This window comes from Streptomyces sp. NPDC028722 (assembly GCF_040637655.1).
Lineage (GTDB): Bacteria > Actinomycetota > Actinomycetes > Streptomycetales > Streptomycetaceae > Streptomyces.
This window is the reverse complement of sequence record NZ_JBEZWU010000017.1, coordinates 61,466-78,601: the sequence shown is the minus strand read 5'-3', so window position 1 is coordinate 78,601 and position 17,136 is coordinate 61,466. Positions and strand designations below refer to the sequence as shown.

General features: G+C 72.7%; 10 protein-coding genes, 1 tRNA gene and 1 pseudogene. 3 read left to right on the top strand and 9 right to left on the bottom strand.

The genetic code is table 11. From position 1 onward, the window contains the following. Nucleotides 1-138 precede the first annotated feature (138 nt). Nucleotides 139-342 (top strand): helix-turn-helix domain-containing protein, encoded by a 204-nt coding sequence (locus AB0F03_RS24405; protein ID WP_361995508.1) that lies wholly within the window; start codon nucleotides 139-141, stop codon nucleotides 340-342. A gap of 70 nt (nucleotides 343-412) precedes the next feature. Next, the gene (locus AB0F03_RS24400) at nucleotides 413-1,798 is read left to right on the top strand and encodes a tyrosine-type recombinase/integrase (RefSeq protein WP_361995506.1); all 1,386 of its coding nucleotides are present in this window, start codon (nucleotides 413-415) and stop codon (nucleotides 1,796-1,798) included. 43 nt (nucleotides 1,799-1,841) lie between these two features. On the opposite strand, the gene AB0F03_RS24395 is transcribed toward AB0F03_RS24400, so the two are convergent. From AB0F03_RS24395 to AB0F03_RS24380, 4 genes and pseudogenes are all read right to left on the bottom strand, one after another. Continuing rightward, nucleotides 1,842-1,918, bottom strand: a tRNA-Thr gene (locus AB0F03_RS24395). A gap of 117 nt (nucleotides 1,919-2,035) precedes the next feature. Further along, on the bottom strand, nucleotides 2,036-3,640 hold the full coding sequence (locus tag AB0F03_RS24390; RefSeq protein ID WP_361995504.1) for an alpha/beta hydrolase: 1,605 nt from the start codon (nucleotides 3,638-3,640) through the stop codon (nucleotides 2,036-2,038). A gap of 106 nt (nucleotides 3,641-3,746) precedes the next feature. Continuing rightward, entirely contained in the window at nucleotides 3,747-4,952 is a 1,206-nt protein-coding gene (locus AB0F03_RS24385; RefSeq protein WP_361995503.1) for a DNA polymerase III subunit delta', read from the bottom strand. Beyond that, nucleotides 4,949-6,048: pseudogene (locus tag AB0F03_RS24380) on the bottom strand (winged helix-turn-helix domain-containing protein). Before AB0F03_RS24380 ends, AB0F03_RS24385 begins: the two are co-directional and overlap by 4 nt. Nucleotides 6,049-6,120: 72 nt before the next feature. Between AB0F03_RS24380 and AB0F03_RS24375 the strand changes: the two are divergent. Then, nucleotides 6,121-7,341, top strand: a complete 1,221-nt coding sequence (locus AB0F03_RS24375) for an MFS transporter (RefSeq protein WP_361995502.1) — start codon at nucleotides 6,121-6,123, stop codon at nucleotides 7,339-7,341. Nucleotides 7,342-7,622: 281 nt separating this feature from the next. Here the strand turns inward: AB0F03_RS24375 and tmk are convergent, their stop codons facing one another. The 5 genes from tmk to AB0F03_RS24350 form a co-directional block, all read right to left on the bottom strand. After that, nucleotides 7,623-10,985 (bottom strand): dTMP kinase, encoded by a 3,363-nt coding sequence (tmk, locus tag AB0F03_RS24370; RefSeq protein WP_361995500.1) that lies wholly within the window; start codon nucleotides 10,983-10,985, stop codon nucleotides 7,623-7,625. 129 nt (nucleotides 10,986-11,114) lie between these two features. Next, entirely contained in the window at nucleotides 11,115-13,931 is a 2,817-nt protein-coding gene (gene topA, locus AB0F03_RS24365; protein WP_361995498.1) for a type I DNA topoisomerase, read from the bottom strand. Between the two features lie 256 nt (nucleotides 13,932-14,187). Then, the gene (locus AB0F03_RS24360) at nucleotides 14,188-14,385 is read right to left on the bottom strand and encodes a hypothetical protein (protein ID WP_361995496.1); all 198 of its coding nucleotides are present in this window, start codon (nucleotides 14,383-14,385) and stop codon (nucleotides 14,188-14,190) included. Nucleotides 14,386-14,791: 406 nt separating this feature from the next. Further along, nucleotides 14,792-16,312: a class I SAM-dependent methyltransferase gene (locus AB0F03_RS24355; protein ID WP_361995494.1), complete on the bottom strand. Its 1,521-nt coding sequence runs from the start codon at nucleotides 16,310-16,312 to the stop codon at nucleotides 14,792-14,794. A gap of 60 nt (nucleotides 16,313-16,372) precedes the next feature. Next, nucleotides 16,373-16,996: a small secreted protein gene (locus tag AB0F03_RS24350; RefSeq protein WP_361995493.1), complete on the bottom strand. Its 624-nt coding sequence runs from the start codon at nucleotides 16,994-16,996 to the stop codon at nucleotides 16,373-16,375. Between the last annotated feature and the right edge of the window lie 140 nt (nucleotides 16,997-17,136).

The following is a 17,136-nucleotide window of genomic DNA, read 5'->3' as shown; positions in this document are numbered from 1 at the left end:
GTGGCGGCCCCTATCCGCAACACAACCGGCATCCGCCACAGATTCAAGCCGCTGACCAGCAATGTTGCGGCGTGGCGGATGTTGCGGATTCCCCAGAAGGGGCCCGGGGCCCCGATGCACTGCTGAGGAGAGGTCTACGTGAACAGCACCGCCGTCGCGCACCTCGACCGTCTGCTCTACACACCGGAGGAAGCCGCCGAAGTCCTCAGCTTCGGCCGCTCCACCGTCTACGAGCTGATGGCCGCCGGAGAGCTGAAGTTCATCAAGCGGGGACGGTCGCGCCGCATCAAGCGGTGCCACCTCGAAGAGTTCGTCAACGCCCTCGAACCGCAGTCCGCCTGACCTGACCGCGCGAGGTGGCCCCGGACCGTTCGTCCGGGGCCACCTCGCGTTCGGAGGAGTAGGGAAGTACATGAGCCCCCGCAAGGCCAACATGGAATCGTCCGTCTACCGCGGCGCCGACGGCTGGTGGCACGGCCGCGTCACGATGGGCGTCAAGAACGACGGAAGCCCCGACCGGCGCCACCGCCGGGCGAAGACCGAAGCCGAGGTGCGCCGCAAGGTCCGCGAGCTGGAAGCGCTGCGCGAGAAGGGCCGCGCGCCCAAGGCCGGCCGTAAGCCCACGGTGGCGCAGTGGATGGACACCTACCTGACCGAGATCGCGAGTCTCAAGCTCAAGCCGCGGTCACTGGACGACTACTGGTCGAAGACGCGCAACGACATCGTTCCGGGCGTGGGTCAGCACCGGCTCGACAAGCTGGCCCCGGAGCACCTGGAGCGGATGTACCGCGCCATGCTGGACGAGGGCCACGCGCCGTCGCACGTCCTCAAGGTGCACCGCATCCTGTCGCGCGCGTTGAAGATCGCCCACCGGCGCCGGATCATCGCTGAGAACGTGGCGACGCTGGTCGACCCGCCCACCGTGGACGAGACCGAGGCGAACCCTTTCACCACCGAGGAAGCCAAAGCGTTCCTGGAGGCCGCGGCCAAACGGACCACCTTCATGCGCTGGTGTGTCGGCGTTGGCATGGGTTTCCGGCAGGGCGAGACACTCGGTCTGCGGTGGCCGTACGTCGACCTGGAGAACGAGTTGTTCCACCCCCAGTGGCAACTCCAGCGGCTCACCTGGCGCCACGGCTGCCAAGACGCTCACTCCTGCGGTGCACGCCGTCACCGCTTCCAGCCGTGCCCGCCGAACTGTGCGGCCCACAAGGGCTACAAGCGCGGATGCCCGAAGCCGTGCCCGAAGGGCTGCACAGGGCACGCGAGCGTGTGCCCGGAGCGCAAGGGCGGTGGCCTCGTCTTCACCCGGCCCAAGACCAAGAAGAGCCGGAACCCCGTGCCGATCCCGCCCCCGTTCGTCCCCTACCTGGTCGAGCACAAGGAACGGCAGGACGCGATGCGCGCGGCGGCCGGCGACGAGTGGCAAGAGTGCGGCGCCGTCTTCACTCGGCCGGACGGCCGGCCTATCGACCCCCGCGCCGACTGGGAGGAATTCAAGGAGCTGCTCACGGAAGCGGGCATCGATGACCGGCGCCTGTACGACGGCAGCCGGCACACCGCCGGGACGATCCTGAACGAACTCGGCGTCGACATGCCCACGATCATGGAGATCCTGCGGCACACCCAGATCAGCCAGACCCGGCGATACGTGAAAGGCAGATCACACCTGTCGAAGGACGCCATGAGGCGCATGGGTGACGCCTTCATGCCGCGCCAGAAACCCCCGACTGAGACCGCAACTGAGACCGACGACCGGCGAGCGGAGCGGGCCCGGCGCCGCCGTCGCGTCCGCTGAACGCAAAATCCCAGCTCAGACAATGTCTGGGCTGGGATTTGGATGGAGCCGCTTTCGGGATTCGAACCCGAGACCTACGCATTACGAGTGCGTTGCTCTGGCCATCTGAGCTAAAGCGGCGCGCTGTCCGCACCATGGTGCGATCAGCAACGACGGTAAGTCTACACAGTTCCGCGGGGTGCTACGTACCCGCCCCGGAGCGGGTGGTTCCGGGGCGAGCGCGGCGGGCGGGGCGGGCTAGGTGCAGCGTTTGCCGGGGGGCGGCGGGGTGCCGTGGAGGAGATAGGTGTTGATCGCCGAGTCGATGCAGGCGCTGCCGCGGCCGTAGGCGGTGTGGCCGTCGCCGACGTAGGTGAGGAGGCGGCCGGAGGACAGCTGGCGGGCCAGGGACTGCGCCCAGCGGTACGGGGTGGCCGGGTCGCGGACCGTGCCGACCACCAGGATCGGCGCCGCGCCCTTCGCCTCGATGCGGTGCGGCCCGCCCGTCGCCTTCACCGGCCAGTACGCGCAGTTCAGCGACGCCCAGGCCAGGCCCGGGCCGAACACCGGGGACACCTTCCCGAACGCGGGCAGTGCCTTCTCCGCCTGCTCCGGGCCGGTGAAGGCCGGCGGCAGGTCGAGGCAGTTCACGGCGGCGTTGGCCATCATCAGGTTGCTGTAGTGGCCGTTCGCGTCCCGCTCGTAATAGCTGTCGGAGAGGGCGAGCAGGCCCGCGCCGTCGTTGTGCCGCATCGCCGAGGTCAGCGCCTCGCGCAGCTGCTCCCAGGACCCCTCGTCGTACATCGACGCGATCACCCCGATGGTGGCCAGCGCCTCTCCCAGCCTGCGGCCGTCCGCGTCGCCGGCGGGCACGGGGTGGGCGTCCAGCTTGCGGAAGAACGCCCGCAGGCGGTCGCCGGCCTGTGCGGGTGTCGTCCCCTTCCCGCCGAGCGGGCAGTCGGAACGCCGTACGCAGTCCTTCGCGAACGCCTGGAACGCCGTCTCGAAGCCCGCCGTCTGGTCCAGGTTCAGCCTGCGGGCGCCCAGGGACGGGTCCATGGCGCCGTCGAGCACCATCCGGCCGACCCGGGCCGGGAACAGCCCGGCGTACGTCGCCCCCAGGAACGTGCCGTACGACGCTCCTACGTAGTTCAGTTTCCGGTCGCCGAGCACCGCCCGCAGGATGTCCATGTCGCGGGCCGCCTCCACGGTGGAGACGTGCCGCAGCAGCTTCGCCGAGTGGGCCCCGCAGCTCTCGGCGAACTCGCGGTCCGCCGCGACCAGCGCGTTGCGCTCCCGCTGGTCGTCGGGGGTGATGTCGGTCTGCGTGTACGCGTCCATCCGCTGCCCGTCGAGGCAGCGGACGGGCTCGCTGCGGGCGACACCCCGGGGGTCCACCGCGACCATGTCGTAACGGGCCCGGATCCGGGCCGGGTAGCCGATGCCCGCGTACTGCTGGAGGTAGCCGACCGCCGAGCCGCCCGGACCACCCGGGTTGACCAGCAGCGACCCGAGCGGCTTGCCCTTCCCGGTGGCCTTCTTGCGCGCGACGGCGAGCCGGACGGAGCCCGCGCCGGGTGCGGCGTAGTCCAGCGGGGCCTTCATCGTGGCGCACTGGAAGCCCGGTGCTCCGCAGTCGCGCCATTGCAGCCGCTGGCTGTAGAACGACGTCAGCGCCGACGGCGTCGAACGCGGCAGCGCGGCCAGTGCCGCGTCCACCGTCGCCCCTCTCGCCGCACTGGAACTCCCCGGTGAGCAGGCGGTCATGAGCAGGGCGGCGGCCGTGACGAGGGTGGCCGTGAGACGGGCCGTCGTCCGGGTACGGATGCCACGGATCCGGTGAGGGGATGGCCTGGTGTGCATCAGCCGAGCGTAACCGTGCGCGACCGGCCGGGTGCATACTGTGCGAACTGTGGCTCGTACGAGGGACACCCTCCACCGTGTCTCCCTCGGCGGCCGGGCCGAACCGTCACCCCGCCCGTAGGGCCATGGTCATCGCCTCCACGGCCAGCAGCGGGGACACATTGCGGTCCAGGGCCTCCCTGCACGCGGCGATCGCCTCGATACGGCGCAGGGTGGACTCCGGCGCGCCGGCGCGGGCCAGCCGTTCCAGGGCGTCCCCGGCGTCGGCGTTGGCGATCGCCACACGGGTGCCGAGCTGGAGGGCGAGGACGTCGCGGTAGAAGGCGGTCAGGTCACCGAGGGCGACATCGAGGCTGTCACGCTGCGTACGCGTCCTGCGGCGCTTCTGCATGTCCTCCAGGTCCTTCATCACGCCCGCCGTGCCACGCGGCATCCGGCCGCCCTGGGCCGCGCCCAGCGCCGCCTTCAGCTCCTCGGTCTCCTTGCCGTCCATCTCCTCGGCGAGCTGCTTGGCGTCCTCGGCCGCCGCGTCGACCAGCTCCTGCGCGGCCCTGAGGCACGCGCCGACCTCGTCGACGCGCAGCGGCAGCTTCAGGACGGCCGCGCGGCGCTCGCGGGCCGCCGGGTCGGTGGCGAGGCGGCGGGCCCGGTCGACATGGCCCTGGGTGGCGCGGGCGGCGGCGACGGCGACCTCCGGGTCGATGCCGTCACGGCGTACCAGCATGTCGGCGACCGCGTCGACCGTCGGCGTCCGCAGATTCAGGTGCCGACAGCGGGAGCGGATGGTGGGCAGGACGTCCTCGACGGACGGGGCGCACAGCAGCCACACCGTGCGCGGGGCCGGCTCCTCCACGGCCTTCAGGACGGCGTTGGCCGACTTCTCGTTCAGCCGCTCGGCGTCCTCGACCAGGATGACCTGCCAGCGGCCGGTCGCGGGGGCGGTGAACGACTTGCGGACCGTGTCCCGCATGTCCCTGACCAGGATCTCCGAACCGACCGCGGCGACCGTCGTCACATCCGCGTGCGTGCCGAGCAGCGCGGTGTGACAGCCGTCGCAGAAACCGCAGCCGGGGGTTCCGCCGAGGGCGCGGTCGGGGCTCACGCACTGGAGAGCGGCGGCGAAGGCCCGCGCCGCCTGGTTGCGGCCCGCGCCGGGCGGCCCCGTGAACAGCCAGGCGTGCGTCATCTTCGACGCCTCCGGCGGCGGCTGGTCCGCCGCGGCGGCCGTGACCAGGGCATCGGCGTCCCGCGCGGCGGCATCCAGCGCCGCGCTCACCTTCTCCTGCCCGACGAGGTCGTCCCACACGGTCATGGGTCACGCCGCCCTTCCGTCACACTCCACGTTCCGGACTCCATTGTGCGGGCGAGGTCTGACAACGGGGGCCGGTGGTGGTCGGTGCGGTCGCCCCGGCGTCCCGCTTCGCGGTCGCCGGTACCGGGTGCGGACGCTTCCATGAGCGCCTCCCCCGCCGTTGTGCGGACGTACAGCACCGACCGGCCGGCCCGCTGCCGCTCCACCAGCCCCGCGTCCAGCAGGATCCGCAGATGCCGGCCCACCGATCCCAGCCCCTGACCGGTCACGGCGACCAGCTGGGTCGTGCTCATGGGGGTTGCGAGCAGCGCCAGCACCCGGGCGCGCGCGGTACCGATGAGCGCTCCGAGTCCGGCCGGGACAAGCCGCCGACGGTGGTCGTCGGCGAGCACCCCGAGACACGGGTAGACGACGGCGTACCGCTCCCGCCCCTCCCACGAGACCCAACCGGTCTCCGGCGTGACCGGCATGAACAGCAGCTCGGCCCCGGCCGCGATCTCCCGCGGCGGATACGCGTTCAGGTTGACCTGGAACCGGCTCTCCCCCAGCCACCGCGTCATCCCCGGCCGCAGCGAGTCCAGCACGGCCGCCCAGCCGCCCTGGCTCACCCGCGCGGTCCGCGCGACCACGTCGGCCTCCAGGACGCGCCGCCGGCGCTCCCAGTACGGGGCCGTACGGTCTCCTCCCAGACGTAGGTCAGGAGCGCGCCCGCCCGCTCGGGCAGGTCGTCCCGCTCCAGGACGGCGGGGAGCCGGCCCCGGAGGGACACGTGGAGGTCGGCCCGCGCCTCCCCGGCCCCGGCCGCCCGTACCCGGGCCACGGTCTCCTCGAAACTCTCCCCGGCGCACGAGGTGGGGCAGAAGAAGTCGGCGATCCAGGACGTGCCGAGTGCCGCCGGCACGAGCCGCGCGGTCACCGGGTCGGCCGCGAGGCGCGCGCGGTAACCGGGCAGATGGGCGCGCAGCCAGGCCTCCTCGCCCGGATGGGCGCCGCTCCCCGCGGACAGCAGTCTCAGGCTCGCGAAGGTCTCGGCGAACGGCGAGAGCACGAACCGGCTGCGGGCGAGGGTGTCGGTGCCGACCTGCCATGAGCCCATGCGTACGTACGACCTTTCACATGTCGGCGAAACAGTGCACACGGCCCCCGGGTCGCTCCGAGACTTCGGCGCATGCGCAGCTACCGGACCCTGTTCCGCACCCCGGAGTACACCCCGTTCCTGCTCTCCTTCGCCGCTTTCGCCGCGGCGCAGACGATCGGCGGCCTGGCTCTCGGCACGCTCGTGCTGCGGGCCACCGGCTCCCCGTTCCTGTCGGCGGTGAGCATGTTCGGCCCGCAACTGGCGCAGTTGGCGGGGGCCACCTTCCTGCTCTCGGGCGCCGACCGCCTGCCCCCGCGCGGCATCCTGTCCGGCATCGCCCTCGCCTTCGCGGCCGGCACGACGGTGCTGGCGCTGCCCGGCCTGCCCGTGCGGGCGGTCTTCGCCGTCCTGCTCCTCCAGGGCCTGGTCGCGTCGCTGGGCGGGGGAGTGCGCGGTGGGCTGCTGAACGAGATCCTCACCAAGGACGGTTACGTCCTCGGCCGTTCGGTGTACAACATGCTCTGGGGCCTGACGCAGACGGCCGGTTTCGCGACGGGCGGCACACTGCTCGCGCTGCTGTCCCCTCGGACCTGCCTGCTCCTCGCGGCCGGGCTGTACCTGCTGGCGGCCCTCGTCACCCGCCTGGGTCTCACGGCGCGCCCGCCCCGCTCGGCCGGCCGCCCGTCCGTCTCGGCGACCTGGCGCACCAACGCCCTCCTGTGGTCCTCACGCCCCCGCCGCCTGACGTATCTGGGGCTGTGGGTCCCCAACGGTCTGGTGGTCGGCAGCGATTCGCTCTACGTCGCCTACGCCCCCGGAGCCGCCGGCACGCTGTACGCGTGCGGGGCGCTGGGCATGTTCGTGGGCGACATGGCGGTGGGCCGCCTGGTACCGCCCTCGGTGCGCCGCCGTATCGCGACCCCGCTGCGTCTGCTGCTCGCGGTTCCCTATCTGTTCTTCGTCCTGCGGCCGGGAGTGGCGCTGTCGGCCGTGGCCGTCACCGTGGCCTCCGTCGGCTTCGCCGCGAGCCTGGTCCTTCAGGAACGCCTGATGTCGCTCACCCCGGACGACCTCGCGGGCCAGGCTCTCGGCCTGCACGCCACCGGCATGGCCGCCTTCCAGGGCGTCGGCGCCACCCTCGCGGGCACACTGGCCCAACTGACATCCCCGGCCACGGCGGTGACGCTGATGGCGGCCGGATCGGTCATCACCACCCTGACCCTCGCGGTGCTGGGCAGGTACGGGAAACGGCGGTCGGGCGCGCCCGGTCCGCACCCGGGAGCCCTGCCGGAGCCGGCCGCCACGGACTAGGACGGGAAAAGCTCGCGCTCCGCTCCCTCGACTCGCCGGCGTCCTGCCCTTCCGGTGCTTTTCGGCTTCGCGGTCGGCAACGATCCCCGCCTTCGACCGGTGCCGGCCGGGCAGGAACCGATGGCCGCCCTCAGCCGGTGCCGGGCAGCAGCCGATTCCGCCCTCGGCAGTAGCCGGGCAGCAACCGATCCGGCCGTCGTCCGGCGCCGAGCACGCACCGTCCCCGCCCCAACCGGTGCCGGGCGGGGGATCCCCGCCCCGCACCCGGCAGTCGTGCGCCCTCAGCCGCGGCGGCCCCGGCCGCGGCCCCCGCGGTTCCGGTCCTCGCCGGTGCCGCCCTGGTCGCCGTGCGGCTGTTCGTCGTAGGAACCCAGCAGCTCGTCCGCCAGGGTCGGCAGGTCGTCCAGCGGAGTTTCCTCGGCCCAGTCGGAGCGCGGGCGGCGGCGCGGTGTGCCGTCGGCGTCGATCTGGGGCATCTCGCGCGTGTGTGCCTCGGAACCGTCGGGGCCCACGCCCGGGCGCCGGCCGCCCGGGCGCTCGTCCCGGAAGAAGCCGGGCGGCACGCGGCCCGCCGGGGTGTCCTCCCGTACGGGCGGCAGTACGGCGGTCTCGTCGGCGGCACCGGGATCCGTCACCGGCGGCAGCTTGGCCGTGTCCTCCACGGACACCGGCGGCAGCTTGGCCGTGTCCTCCACGGACACCGGCGGCAGCACGGCCGTCTCGTCCGCCGCGCCCGGCGTCACCGGGGGCTGCGGCAGCTCGGCGGTCACCTCGGCGTCGGCGTGGGGGCGCCGCGCGCCCCCGGCGAGGCCGCCGCGTTCCGCGCGCACCGGCCGCAGCACCGTGGTGTCGTCCGTGTCCCGCCCATCCCTACGCCGGCCGTCCGCGTCCGGTGAGACCACCGGCGCGGGGGCTGTGACCGCCTCGTCCGCCACGCCGGGCGCGGCCGGTGCCGCCGGGGTGCCCGGCAGCGGTGCGCTGGGCCTGCGGGCCGCCGCGTCGGCCGCCGCCGCGGCCTCGGCGGCCTGCCGGCGGGCTTCCTCGGCCCGCAGCAACGCCTCCTCCGCCTTGCGCTGCGCCTCCAGACGGCGGGCCTCTTCCTCCGCGCGCAACCGGGCCTGGCGGGCCTCTTCCTCGGCGCGCCGCCGGGCCTCCTCCTCGGCCTGCTTGCGGCGCCGTTCCTCCTCGGCCCTGCGGCGGGCCTCGGCCTCGGCCCGCGCCTTCTCCTCGGCGAGGAGCCGCTGCCGCTCCTCCTCCGCACGCCGGGCGGCTTCCTCGGCCCGCTGCCGGGCCTCCTCCGCCTGCCGTTCGGCCTCGCGCCGCTGCGCCTCCTCCAGCTCGCGCCGCTTGCGCTCCTCCTCCTCGGCGCGCAGCCTGGCGAGCTGTTCCTGGCGCTCGCGCTCCAGACGCTCCTCCTCCGCCTTGCGCGCGGCCTCTTCCTCGGCCTTGCGGCGGGCCTCCTCCTCGGCCTTCCTGCGCGCTTCCTCGCGGGCCTTGATCTCGGCCTCGGAGAGCGGCAGCACGGTGTCCAGCCGGTGCCGGATCACCGTGGTGACGGCCTCGGGTTCCTGCCCGGCGTCCACGACCAGGTAGCGGCCGGGGTCGGAGGCGGCCAGCGTCAGGAAACCGGACCGTACGCGCGCGTGGAACTCCGCCGGCTCCGACTCCAGCCGGTCCGGCGCCTCGGTGAACCGCTCGCGGGCGGTCTCCGGGGAGACGTCCAGCAGGACGGTGAGGTGCGGGACGAGCCCGGCGGTGGCCCAGCGGTTGATGCGGGCGATCTCGGTCGGGGAGAGGTCGCGTCCGGCGCCCTGGTAGGCGACGGAGGAGTCGATGTAGCGGTCGGAGATGACCACCGCGCCGCGTTCCAGCGCGGGGCGTACGACCGTGTCGACGTGCTCCGCGCGGTCGGCGGCGTACAGCAGTGCCTCCGCGCGGTGCGAGAGGCCCGCCGAGGATACGTCCAGCAGGATCGAGCGCAACCGCTTGCCGACCGGGGTGGCGCCGGGCTCACGGGTGAGCACGACCTCGTGGCCCTTGGCGCGGATCCACTCGGCGAGGGACTCGGCCTGAGTGGACTTGCCGGCGCCGTCACCGCCCTCCAGGGCGATGAAGAAGCCGGTGACCGCCGGCGCCGTGACGGGGTCGTCACCGCCCAGCAGCGCGTCCTTGAGGTCCTGGCGCAGCGGTACGCCGGACCGGTCGTCGACCTTGGCGAGCACCAGCGCGGCCACCGGCAGCAGCAGCGCGCCGACCAGCATCAGGGTGAAGGCGGCCCCGCCGTGCGCGAAGACGAACTTGCCGTTCTCCAGCCGGTGCGGGCCGATCAGCGCCGCGACCAGGGGTGCGATCAGGGCGCCGAGCGCTACGAAGACCCGGACCACGGCGTGCAGGTGCTCGGTGGTGCGCGCCCGGCGGTACTCCTCGGTCTCCTGGTCGAGCAGGGTGTGCCCGGTGTTGGCGGCCACGCCCGCGCCGGCGCCGGCCAGCGTGACGAGCAGCAGCACCGTCGTGACGTCGGGGACCAGACCGGCGGCCAGCAGGGCGATGCCGGTGACGGCGATGGCGAGGGCCAGCAGGCGCCGGCGGGAGAGCGAGGGCAGCACCGCGGGGGCGGTACGGATGCCGACGCCGACCCCGCCGGTCAGGCCCAGCACCAGCAGGCCGTAGAGCACCGGGCCGCCGCCCAGGTCCTTGGCGTGCAGCACGCACACCGCGACGGCCGCCGCGATCGCGCCGGCGACCGCGGCACAGGCCGGGACGAGCAGGGGCGCCGCGCCCGTACGGCCCTTGTCGACGCCGGTGCCGGTGCGCGGGCGGCGCAGGCCCTCCAGCGGGGACCGCGCGCGCGGGGTGCGGATACCGGGCAGTTCCAGAGCGGTCAGCACGGACAGGGAGGCGGCGAACATGCCTGCCGCCACATACGACCCGAGGGCCGCCTGGTGCTGGTCGAACCAGGCCACACCGGTGCCCAGCAGGTTGTTCAGCAGGCCGGCGACGATCAGTGCGGCGGCGGCCAGCGGGACCGCCAGGAAGGTCGTCCGCAGCGCCAGGCGGCGCAGGGCGTCCAGGTGGTCCGGGAGCGGCCGTACGGTGGCGCCCTCCGGCGGCGGGGCCGGCAGCAGGGCGGGGGCGGCGCTCTCGCGGCACACCGTCCACAAGCGCTCGGCCACGCCGGCGACGAAGGCGGTGACGAGCAGGACGGCGAGCGCGTCGTCCGGGGCCCAGTCGATCCACAGGGGGGCGACGATCAGCAGCGCGGCGCGGACGCCGTCGGCGCCGACCATGGTCCAGCGCCGGTCGAGGGGGCCCTCCTGGGCGGTGAGCGCGGTCAGCGGGCCGAGGAGGACGGCACCGAAGAGGAGCGTAGCGAGGATGCGCGCCGCGAAGACCATCGCGACCGCGAAGGCCACTCCCCGGTAGCCGCCGCCGAAGGCGCCCTCGGTGATCGCCGCCTGGAGGACCAGGACGACCAGTACGAGAAGGGCGAGGGTGTCGCCGACCCCGCTCACCAGCTGTGCGCTCCACAGGCGCCTCAGCTGCGGTCGGCGCAGCAGGGAGCGGACGGCGCGTTCGCGGGAGTCCGCGACCAGGGCGTCGTCCGGTGCTGTGGGGTGGGCCGTTGGCTGCTCGGCTCGCGTCATGCGTTCAGCCTATCCGCAGCCACCGACACCACACCTCGCTGTCCTGGCATGCGCACGCCCCGACATCAAAGTGATGCCGGGGCGTGCGTGCACGAAGCCGGAGTGGAGGTTTCCGATCCGGTCCGGGTGTCAGTCGTCCGTGCCGGAAGCCGCCGCCCTGGAGGCGGTGGCCTTCTTGGCGGTCGTCTTCTTCGCGGCCGCCGTCGTCTTCTTCGCGGCCGTCTTCTTGGCCGCGGTCTTCTTCGCCGGGGCGGTCTTCTTCGCCGTCGCCTTCTTCACGGTCTTCTTGGCGGGCGCCTTCGCGCGCTTCTCGGCGAGCAGCTCGAAACCACGCTCAGGGGTGATGGCCTCGACGCTGTCGTCGGAGCGGAGGGTCGCGTTGGTCTCGCCGTCGGTGACGTACGGGCCGAACCGGCCGTCCTTGACCACGACCGGCTTACCGGAGACCGGGTCCTCGCCCAGCTCCTTCAGCGGCGGCTTGGCCGCGGCCCGGCCGCGCTGCTTGGGCTGGGCGTAGATCGCCTGCGCCTCTTCCAGCGTGATGGTGAAGAGCTGGTCCTCGGCCTGGAGCGAACGCGAGTCCGTGCCCTTCTTCAGGTACGGGCCGTAGCGTCCGTTCTGCGCGGTGATCTCCACGCCGTCGGCGTCGGTGCCGACGATCCGTGGCAGCGACATCAGCCGCAGCGCGTCCTCGAGCGTCACCGTGTCGAGCGCCATGGACTTGAAGAGGGACGCCGTGCGCGGCTTGACCGCGTTCTTGCCGGTCTTCGGGGTGCCCTCGGGGAGGACCTCCGTGACGTACGGGCCGTAGCGGCCGTCCTTGGCGACGATCGTGTGGCCGGTGGCCGGATCGGTGCCCAGCTCGAAGTCGCCGCTGGGCTTGGCCAGCAGTTCCTCGGCCAGCTCGACGGTCAGCTCGTCCGGCGCCAGGTCGTCCGGGATGTCGGCGCGCTGGTGCTGTTCGGTGTCCTTCTCGCCGCGCTCGATGTACGGGCCGTAGCGGCCGACGCGGAGCATGATGTCGTTGCCCACCGGGAACGACGACACCTCGCGCGCGTCGATCGCGCCCAGGTCGGTCACCAGTTCCTTGAGGCCGCCGAGGTGGTCGCCGTCGCCGTTGCCCGCGTCCGCGGCGGCAGCCGTGACGTTGCCCTCGCCGAAGTAGAAGCGCTTCAGCCACGGCACGGCCTGGGCCTCGCCGCGGGCGATGCGGTCGAGGTCGTCCTCCATCCTGGCGGTGAAGTCGTAGTCGACGAGCCGGCCGAAGTGCTTCTCCAGCAGGTTGACCACGGCGAAGGAGAGGAAGGACGGCACGAGGGCCGTGCCCTTCTTGAACACGTAGCCGCGGTCGAGGATCGTGCCGATGATCGACGCGTACGTCGACGGCCGGCCGATCTCGCGCTCTTCCAGCTCCTTGACCAGGGAGGCCTCGGTGTAACGGGCCGGGGCCTTGGTGGCGTGCCCGTCGACCGTGATCTCCTCGGCGGACAGCGCGTCGCCCTCGGTGACCTGGGGCAGCCGGCTCTCGCGGTCGTCCAGCTCGGCGTTCGGGTCGTCGGCGCCCTCGACGTAGGCCTTCAGGAAGCCGTGGAAGGTGATCGTCTTGCCGGAGGCGCTGAACTCGACGTCCCGGCCGTCGGCGGCGGCGCCGCCGATCTTGACGGTCACGCTGTTGCCGGTCGCGTCCTTCATCTGGGAGGCGACGGTCCGCTTCCAGATCAGTTCGTACAGCCGGAACTGGTCGCCGGTGAGGCCGGTCTCCGCAGGGGTGCGGAAACGGTCACCCGACGGACGGATGGCCTCGTGCGCCTCCTGCGCGTTCTTCACCTTCGCGGCGTAGGTGCGCGGCTGCGGGGGGAGGTAGTTCGCGCCGTACAGCTGCGTGACCTGCGCGCGGGCGGCGGTGATGGCCGTTTCGCTCAGCGTCGTGGAGTCCGTACGCATGTACGTGATGTAGCCGTTCTCGTACAGCTTCTGCGCGATCTGCATCGTCGCCTTCGCACCGAAGCCGAGCTTGCGGCTCGCCTCCTGCTGGAGCGTCGTCGTACGGAACGGGGCGTACGGCGAGCGGCGGTACGGCTTGGACTCGACGGACCGCACGGAGAAGCGGGTGTTCTCCAGGGCGGCGGCGAGGGCGCGGGCGTTCGCCTCGTCGAGGTGGAGGGTGTTCGCGCTCTTGATCTGTCCCAGGGAGTCGAAGTCGCGGCCCTGCGCGACCCGCCTGCCGTCGACGGTCTGGAGGCGCGCGACCAGCGAGGACGGGTCCGACGGATCGCCCGCGCGGCCGGTCCCGAAGGTGCCCGTCAGATCCCAGTACTCGGCGGAACGGAACGCGATGCGCTCGCGTTCCCGCTCGACCACGAGGCGGGTCGCGACGGACTGGACGCGGCCGGCCGACAGCCGCGGCATGACCTTCTTCCACAGGACCGGCGAGACCTCGTAGCCGTAGAGGCGGTCGAGGATGCGGCGGGTCTCCTGGGCGTCGACCAGCTTCTGGTTGAGCTGGCGCGGGTTGGCGACGGCCTCGCGGATCGCGTCCTTGGTGATCTCGTGGAAGACCATCCGCTTGACGGGGATCTTCGGCTTGAGGACCTCCTGGAGGTGCCAGGCGATCGCCTCGCCCTCCCGGTCCTCATCGGTGGCGAGGAACAGCTCGTCGGAGTCCTTCAGCAGGTCCTTGAGCTTCTTGACCTGCGCCTTCTTGTCGGCGTTGACGACATAGATCGGCTGGAAGTCATGGTCGACGTCCACACCGAGGCGGCGGACCTCACCGGTGTACTTGTCGGGCACCTCGGCGGCGCCGTTGGGGAGGTCGCGGATGTGCCCGACGCTCGCTTCGACGACGTAGCCGGGGCCGAGGTAGCCCTTGATCGTCTTCGCCTTGGCAGGCGACTCGACGATGACGAGTCGGCGGCCGCCCTGTGCGGTCTCGCTGGTCGGGGACAACTTCGCTCTTCTCTCCGGTCGACGCTGGGGCCTCCCCAGGCCTTGGTCCCGGGGGCACGGCGTACTGCTGGTCATGTGACGCTGCGGAGTGTGACGCTACATCCCGCCCCCGTGTCAAACGGGAAAAGCCCACAACGGCCACTCGAACGGTAACCCGACTACCGCCATTCCTGCCGCCCGGACTGCCTGGCAAATCCCGCCCCCCTGTCCGGAGCGTGATGCTCCCCTTACCCGGCGGACATGGTGCCGCCCGGTGTCAGAGACGGGCCAGGCAGTACACACCGAGGGCCAGAGCCACCGTCCCGGCCACGCTCGCCACGGTGGCCGATGCGACTCGGCTCACACCGTCGGCCACCGGCTCGCGGCGCCGCAGACGGGCCCCGGTCCAGGCCAGCAGACCCGCTCCGAACAGGGCGAACACCACTCCGGCGAAGATCGCCGGCCCGCTCTCCATGTCCCGCCCACCTCCTGTGCGCCACCCGGCCGTGCCCGGCGCCGGGAGGGTGGCACGCGCGGGCGACGGACAGGCGTCGCGGGGGTGAACGGACGACCGGCGAGCCACCGAATGTGTGTTCGGACACGTCGTCCCGAAATCCGGCACCCTATTTTTCCGACCTTTTTCCCGTCACGGGCCGGTTTCCCTCCCCGCGGCACCTCCGCCGGGCCTGTGCCACGGGCATACGACGATGGACGCGCCGACCTGAAGTCGCGCCGGCGGCGCCTACGACAGCGCGGACACCGGCCGTACGGCACCAGCTCGCCGGGGCCCCTTCGTCCCGCGTCACGCGCCCCCGCTCACGGCGCTCAAAGCCTCACGGTGCGCTGAGAGCGCGCCGCCCGGGCTCCCCGCGTGCGCCCGCTCAGCGCACCGGCTCCAGGAAGCCCTGCTCCACCAGCAGCCGGATCTGCGCCGGTGTCCGGTCGCGGAGCACCACCGGGTCCTCCCCGACGAGCTGCGCGATGGCGTCCAGGATGCGGCCGGCGCTCAGGGTGCCGTCGCACACGCCCGCGAACCCGGCACCGACCGTGTCCACCTTGGTCGCCCGGCGCATCCCGCGGTGCTGGCGCAGCACCACGTGCTCCGGGTCCTCGGCACCGGGCAGCCCGACCTGCTCCTGGACCACCTCCGCGGCGAGCCGGAAGCGGCTGTCCAGCAGCGCCGCGTCATCGTGCGCCCGGAGATAGTCGAGGCGCTCGAAGTGCGCCCGGATCGCCTCGCCGAGGGGTTGCTCGACCGGGTGCGGCCACTCCTCCACGGTGACCGAGGGCTCGGCGGCCCCGGTGCCGCGCAGGGTGATCCAGCCGAAGCCGACCGCCCTGACCTTGCGCGCCTCGAACTCGTCGAGCCAGGCGTCGTACCGCGCCTGGTACTCCACCGGGTCCGCGCGATGGTCACCGGCGTCGCGCAGCCACAGCTCGGCGTACTGCGTGATGTCCTGCACCTCGCGCTGCACGATCCAGGCGTCGCACCCACGCGGCACCCACGACCTGAGCCTGTCCTGCCAGTCCTCCCCCGCCACGTGCTGCCAGTTCGCGAGGAACTGCGCGAACCCGCCCTCGGTCAGGCGTTCCCCCGCCTGCTGAACGAGCGAGCGGCACAGATCGTCCCCGCCCATGCCGCCGTCCCGGTACGTCAGCCGGGCGCCGGGGGAGATCACGAACGGCGGGTTGGACACGATCAGGTCGAACTTCTCGTCGTCCCGGACCGGCGCGAACAGCGAACCCTCGCGCAGGTCGGCGGCGGGCGCCCCGGAGAGCGCCAGCGTGAGCGCCGTGGTGTGCAGCGCACGCGGGTTGAGGTCGGTCGCCGTCACGCGCGTGGCGTGCTGGGCGGCGTGCAGCGCCTGGATACCGGAGCCCGTGCCAAGGTCCAGGGCGGAGGCGACGGGCGTGCGGACGGTGATGCCGGCGAGGGTCGTGGAGGCGCCGCCGACGCCCAGGACGACCCCCTCGTCGCGCTGCCCGATGCCGCCGGCGCCGCCGACCGCGCACCCCAGGTCGGAGACGATGAACCAGTCCTCGCCACCGGGGCCGCCGTACGGCCGTACGTCCACCGTGGCGGCCACCTCGTCGCCGCCCACGCGGGTGAGCCACCCGGCTTCCAGCGCCTCTGCGGCCGGCAGGATCGCCGCCACGCGCGCGTGGGGCACCGGTTGCTGGAGCAGGAACAGCCGTACGAGCGTCTCCAGCGGCGTGTCGCCGCGGGTCGCCCTGAGCGCGGGCACGGTCTCGCTGCGGGCCAGCGCCGCGTAAGCGGGGGCGCCGAGCAGGTCGAGCAGCCCGTCGGCGGTGAAGGATGCGGCCAGCAGGGCGTCCCGCAGGCGCGCGGCGATGTCGGGCCGGTCGGAAGCGGGCAGGGGAGCGAGTCCGGAGTCAGTCACGTCCCCATTGTGGCCCGGGGCGGCTGTCCGGGCCGTCTGCGCGCGGGCCGGCCGCCGGCGTCAGCCGGCCGTCCCCTTCGGCGTCGCCTTGGCCGTCCCGGACGCCGCCGGGGCCTTGCAGCTGGGCTGCTGGGCCATCGCCGCCTTGACGTCGCCCTGTTCCAGCCGCTTCAGCGCCTGAGTGCCGCTGTTGCTCTGCTTGCCGACGTCTTCCGCCTGGGCGGCGGCGACGTCCTTGAGGCCCTTGGCGAACTTGCCCTGGTCCTTGGTGTCGAGCCCGTCGACCTTCTTCTTCAGGTCGACGTACGACGAGGAGAGGCCGGCCAGGTTCCTGGCGGCGTCCTGCTGCCGCTTAACGCCGTCGTCGATCCCGGGGGGCGCTCCCGCGTGACCGAGGGCGTCGGCGAGGGCCTTGTAGCCGTCGGCCAGGTCCTGGAAGGCCTGTGCGTAGGTTTTCTGGGCGCTCTTCGGCGGGAGGTTGCTGTCCGTGGCGATGGACGCGATCGACGCGTTGGCCGACCTGATCTTCGCGTCCTGCGGGGGTACCGCGTCGCACACCTTCTTGGCCCAGGCGACCAGCTTCGGATCGGGCCCCTTGTCACCGCCGCCGCTGCTGCTGCAACCCGACAGCGCCGCTACCAGTACCGCACCGCCGGACAGTGCGGCCGCGAGCTTCTTGTTCACCGGATCGGTCCCTTCCATGGCTCTCGGCCCCCGGAATCTACACGGCGGACGGCGGACCCCCCTCAACCGGACGGACCCTACGTAGGCTTTTGTGACTATTCGCACCAGGGGAGAGAAGGCTCACGGCGTACGCGGGCGCA

Bases quoted from the DNA above. Each gene is read 5' to 3' on its own strand.
- AB0F03_RS24360 (WP_361995496.1), bottom strand. From the start codon at position 14,385: ATGGAGAGCGGGCCGGCGATCTTCGCCGGAGTGGTGTTCGCCCTGTTC.
- AB0F03_RS24400 (WP_361995506.1), top strand. From the start codon at position 413: ATGAGCCCCCGCAAGGCCAACATGGAATCGTCCGTCTACCGCGGCGCC.
- tmk (WP_361995500.1), bottom strand. From the start codon at position 10,985: ATGACGCGAGCCGAGCAGCCAACGGCCCACCCCACAGCACCGGACGAC.
- AB0F03_RS24390 (WP_361995504.1), bottom strand. From the start codon at position 3,640: ATGCACACCAGGCCATCCCCTCACCGGATCCGTGGCATCCGTACCCGG.
- AB0F03_RS24385 (WP_361995503.1), bottom strand. From the start codon at position 4,952: ATGACCGTGTGGGACGACCTCGTCGGGCAGGAGAAGGTGAGCGCGGCG.
- AB0F03_RS24375 (WP_361995502.1), top strand. From the start codon at position 6,121: ATGCGCAGCTACCGGACCCTGTTCCGCACCCCGGAGTACACCCCGTTC.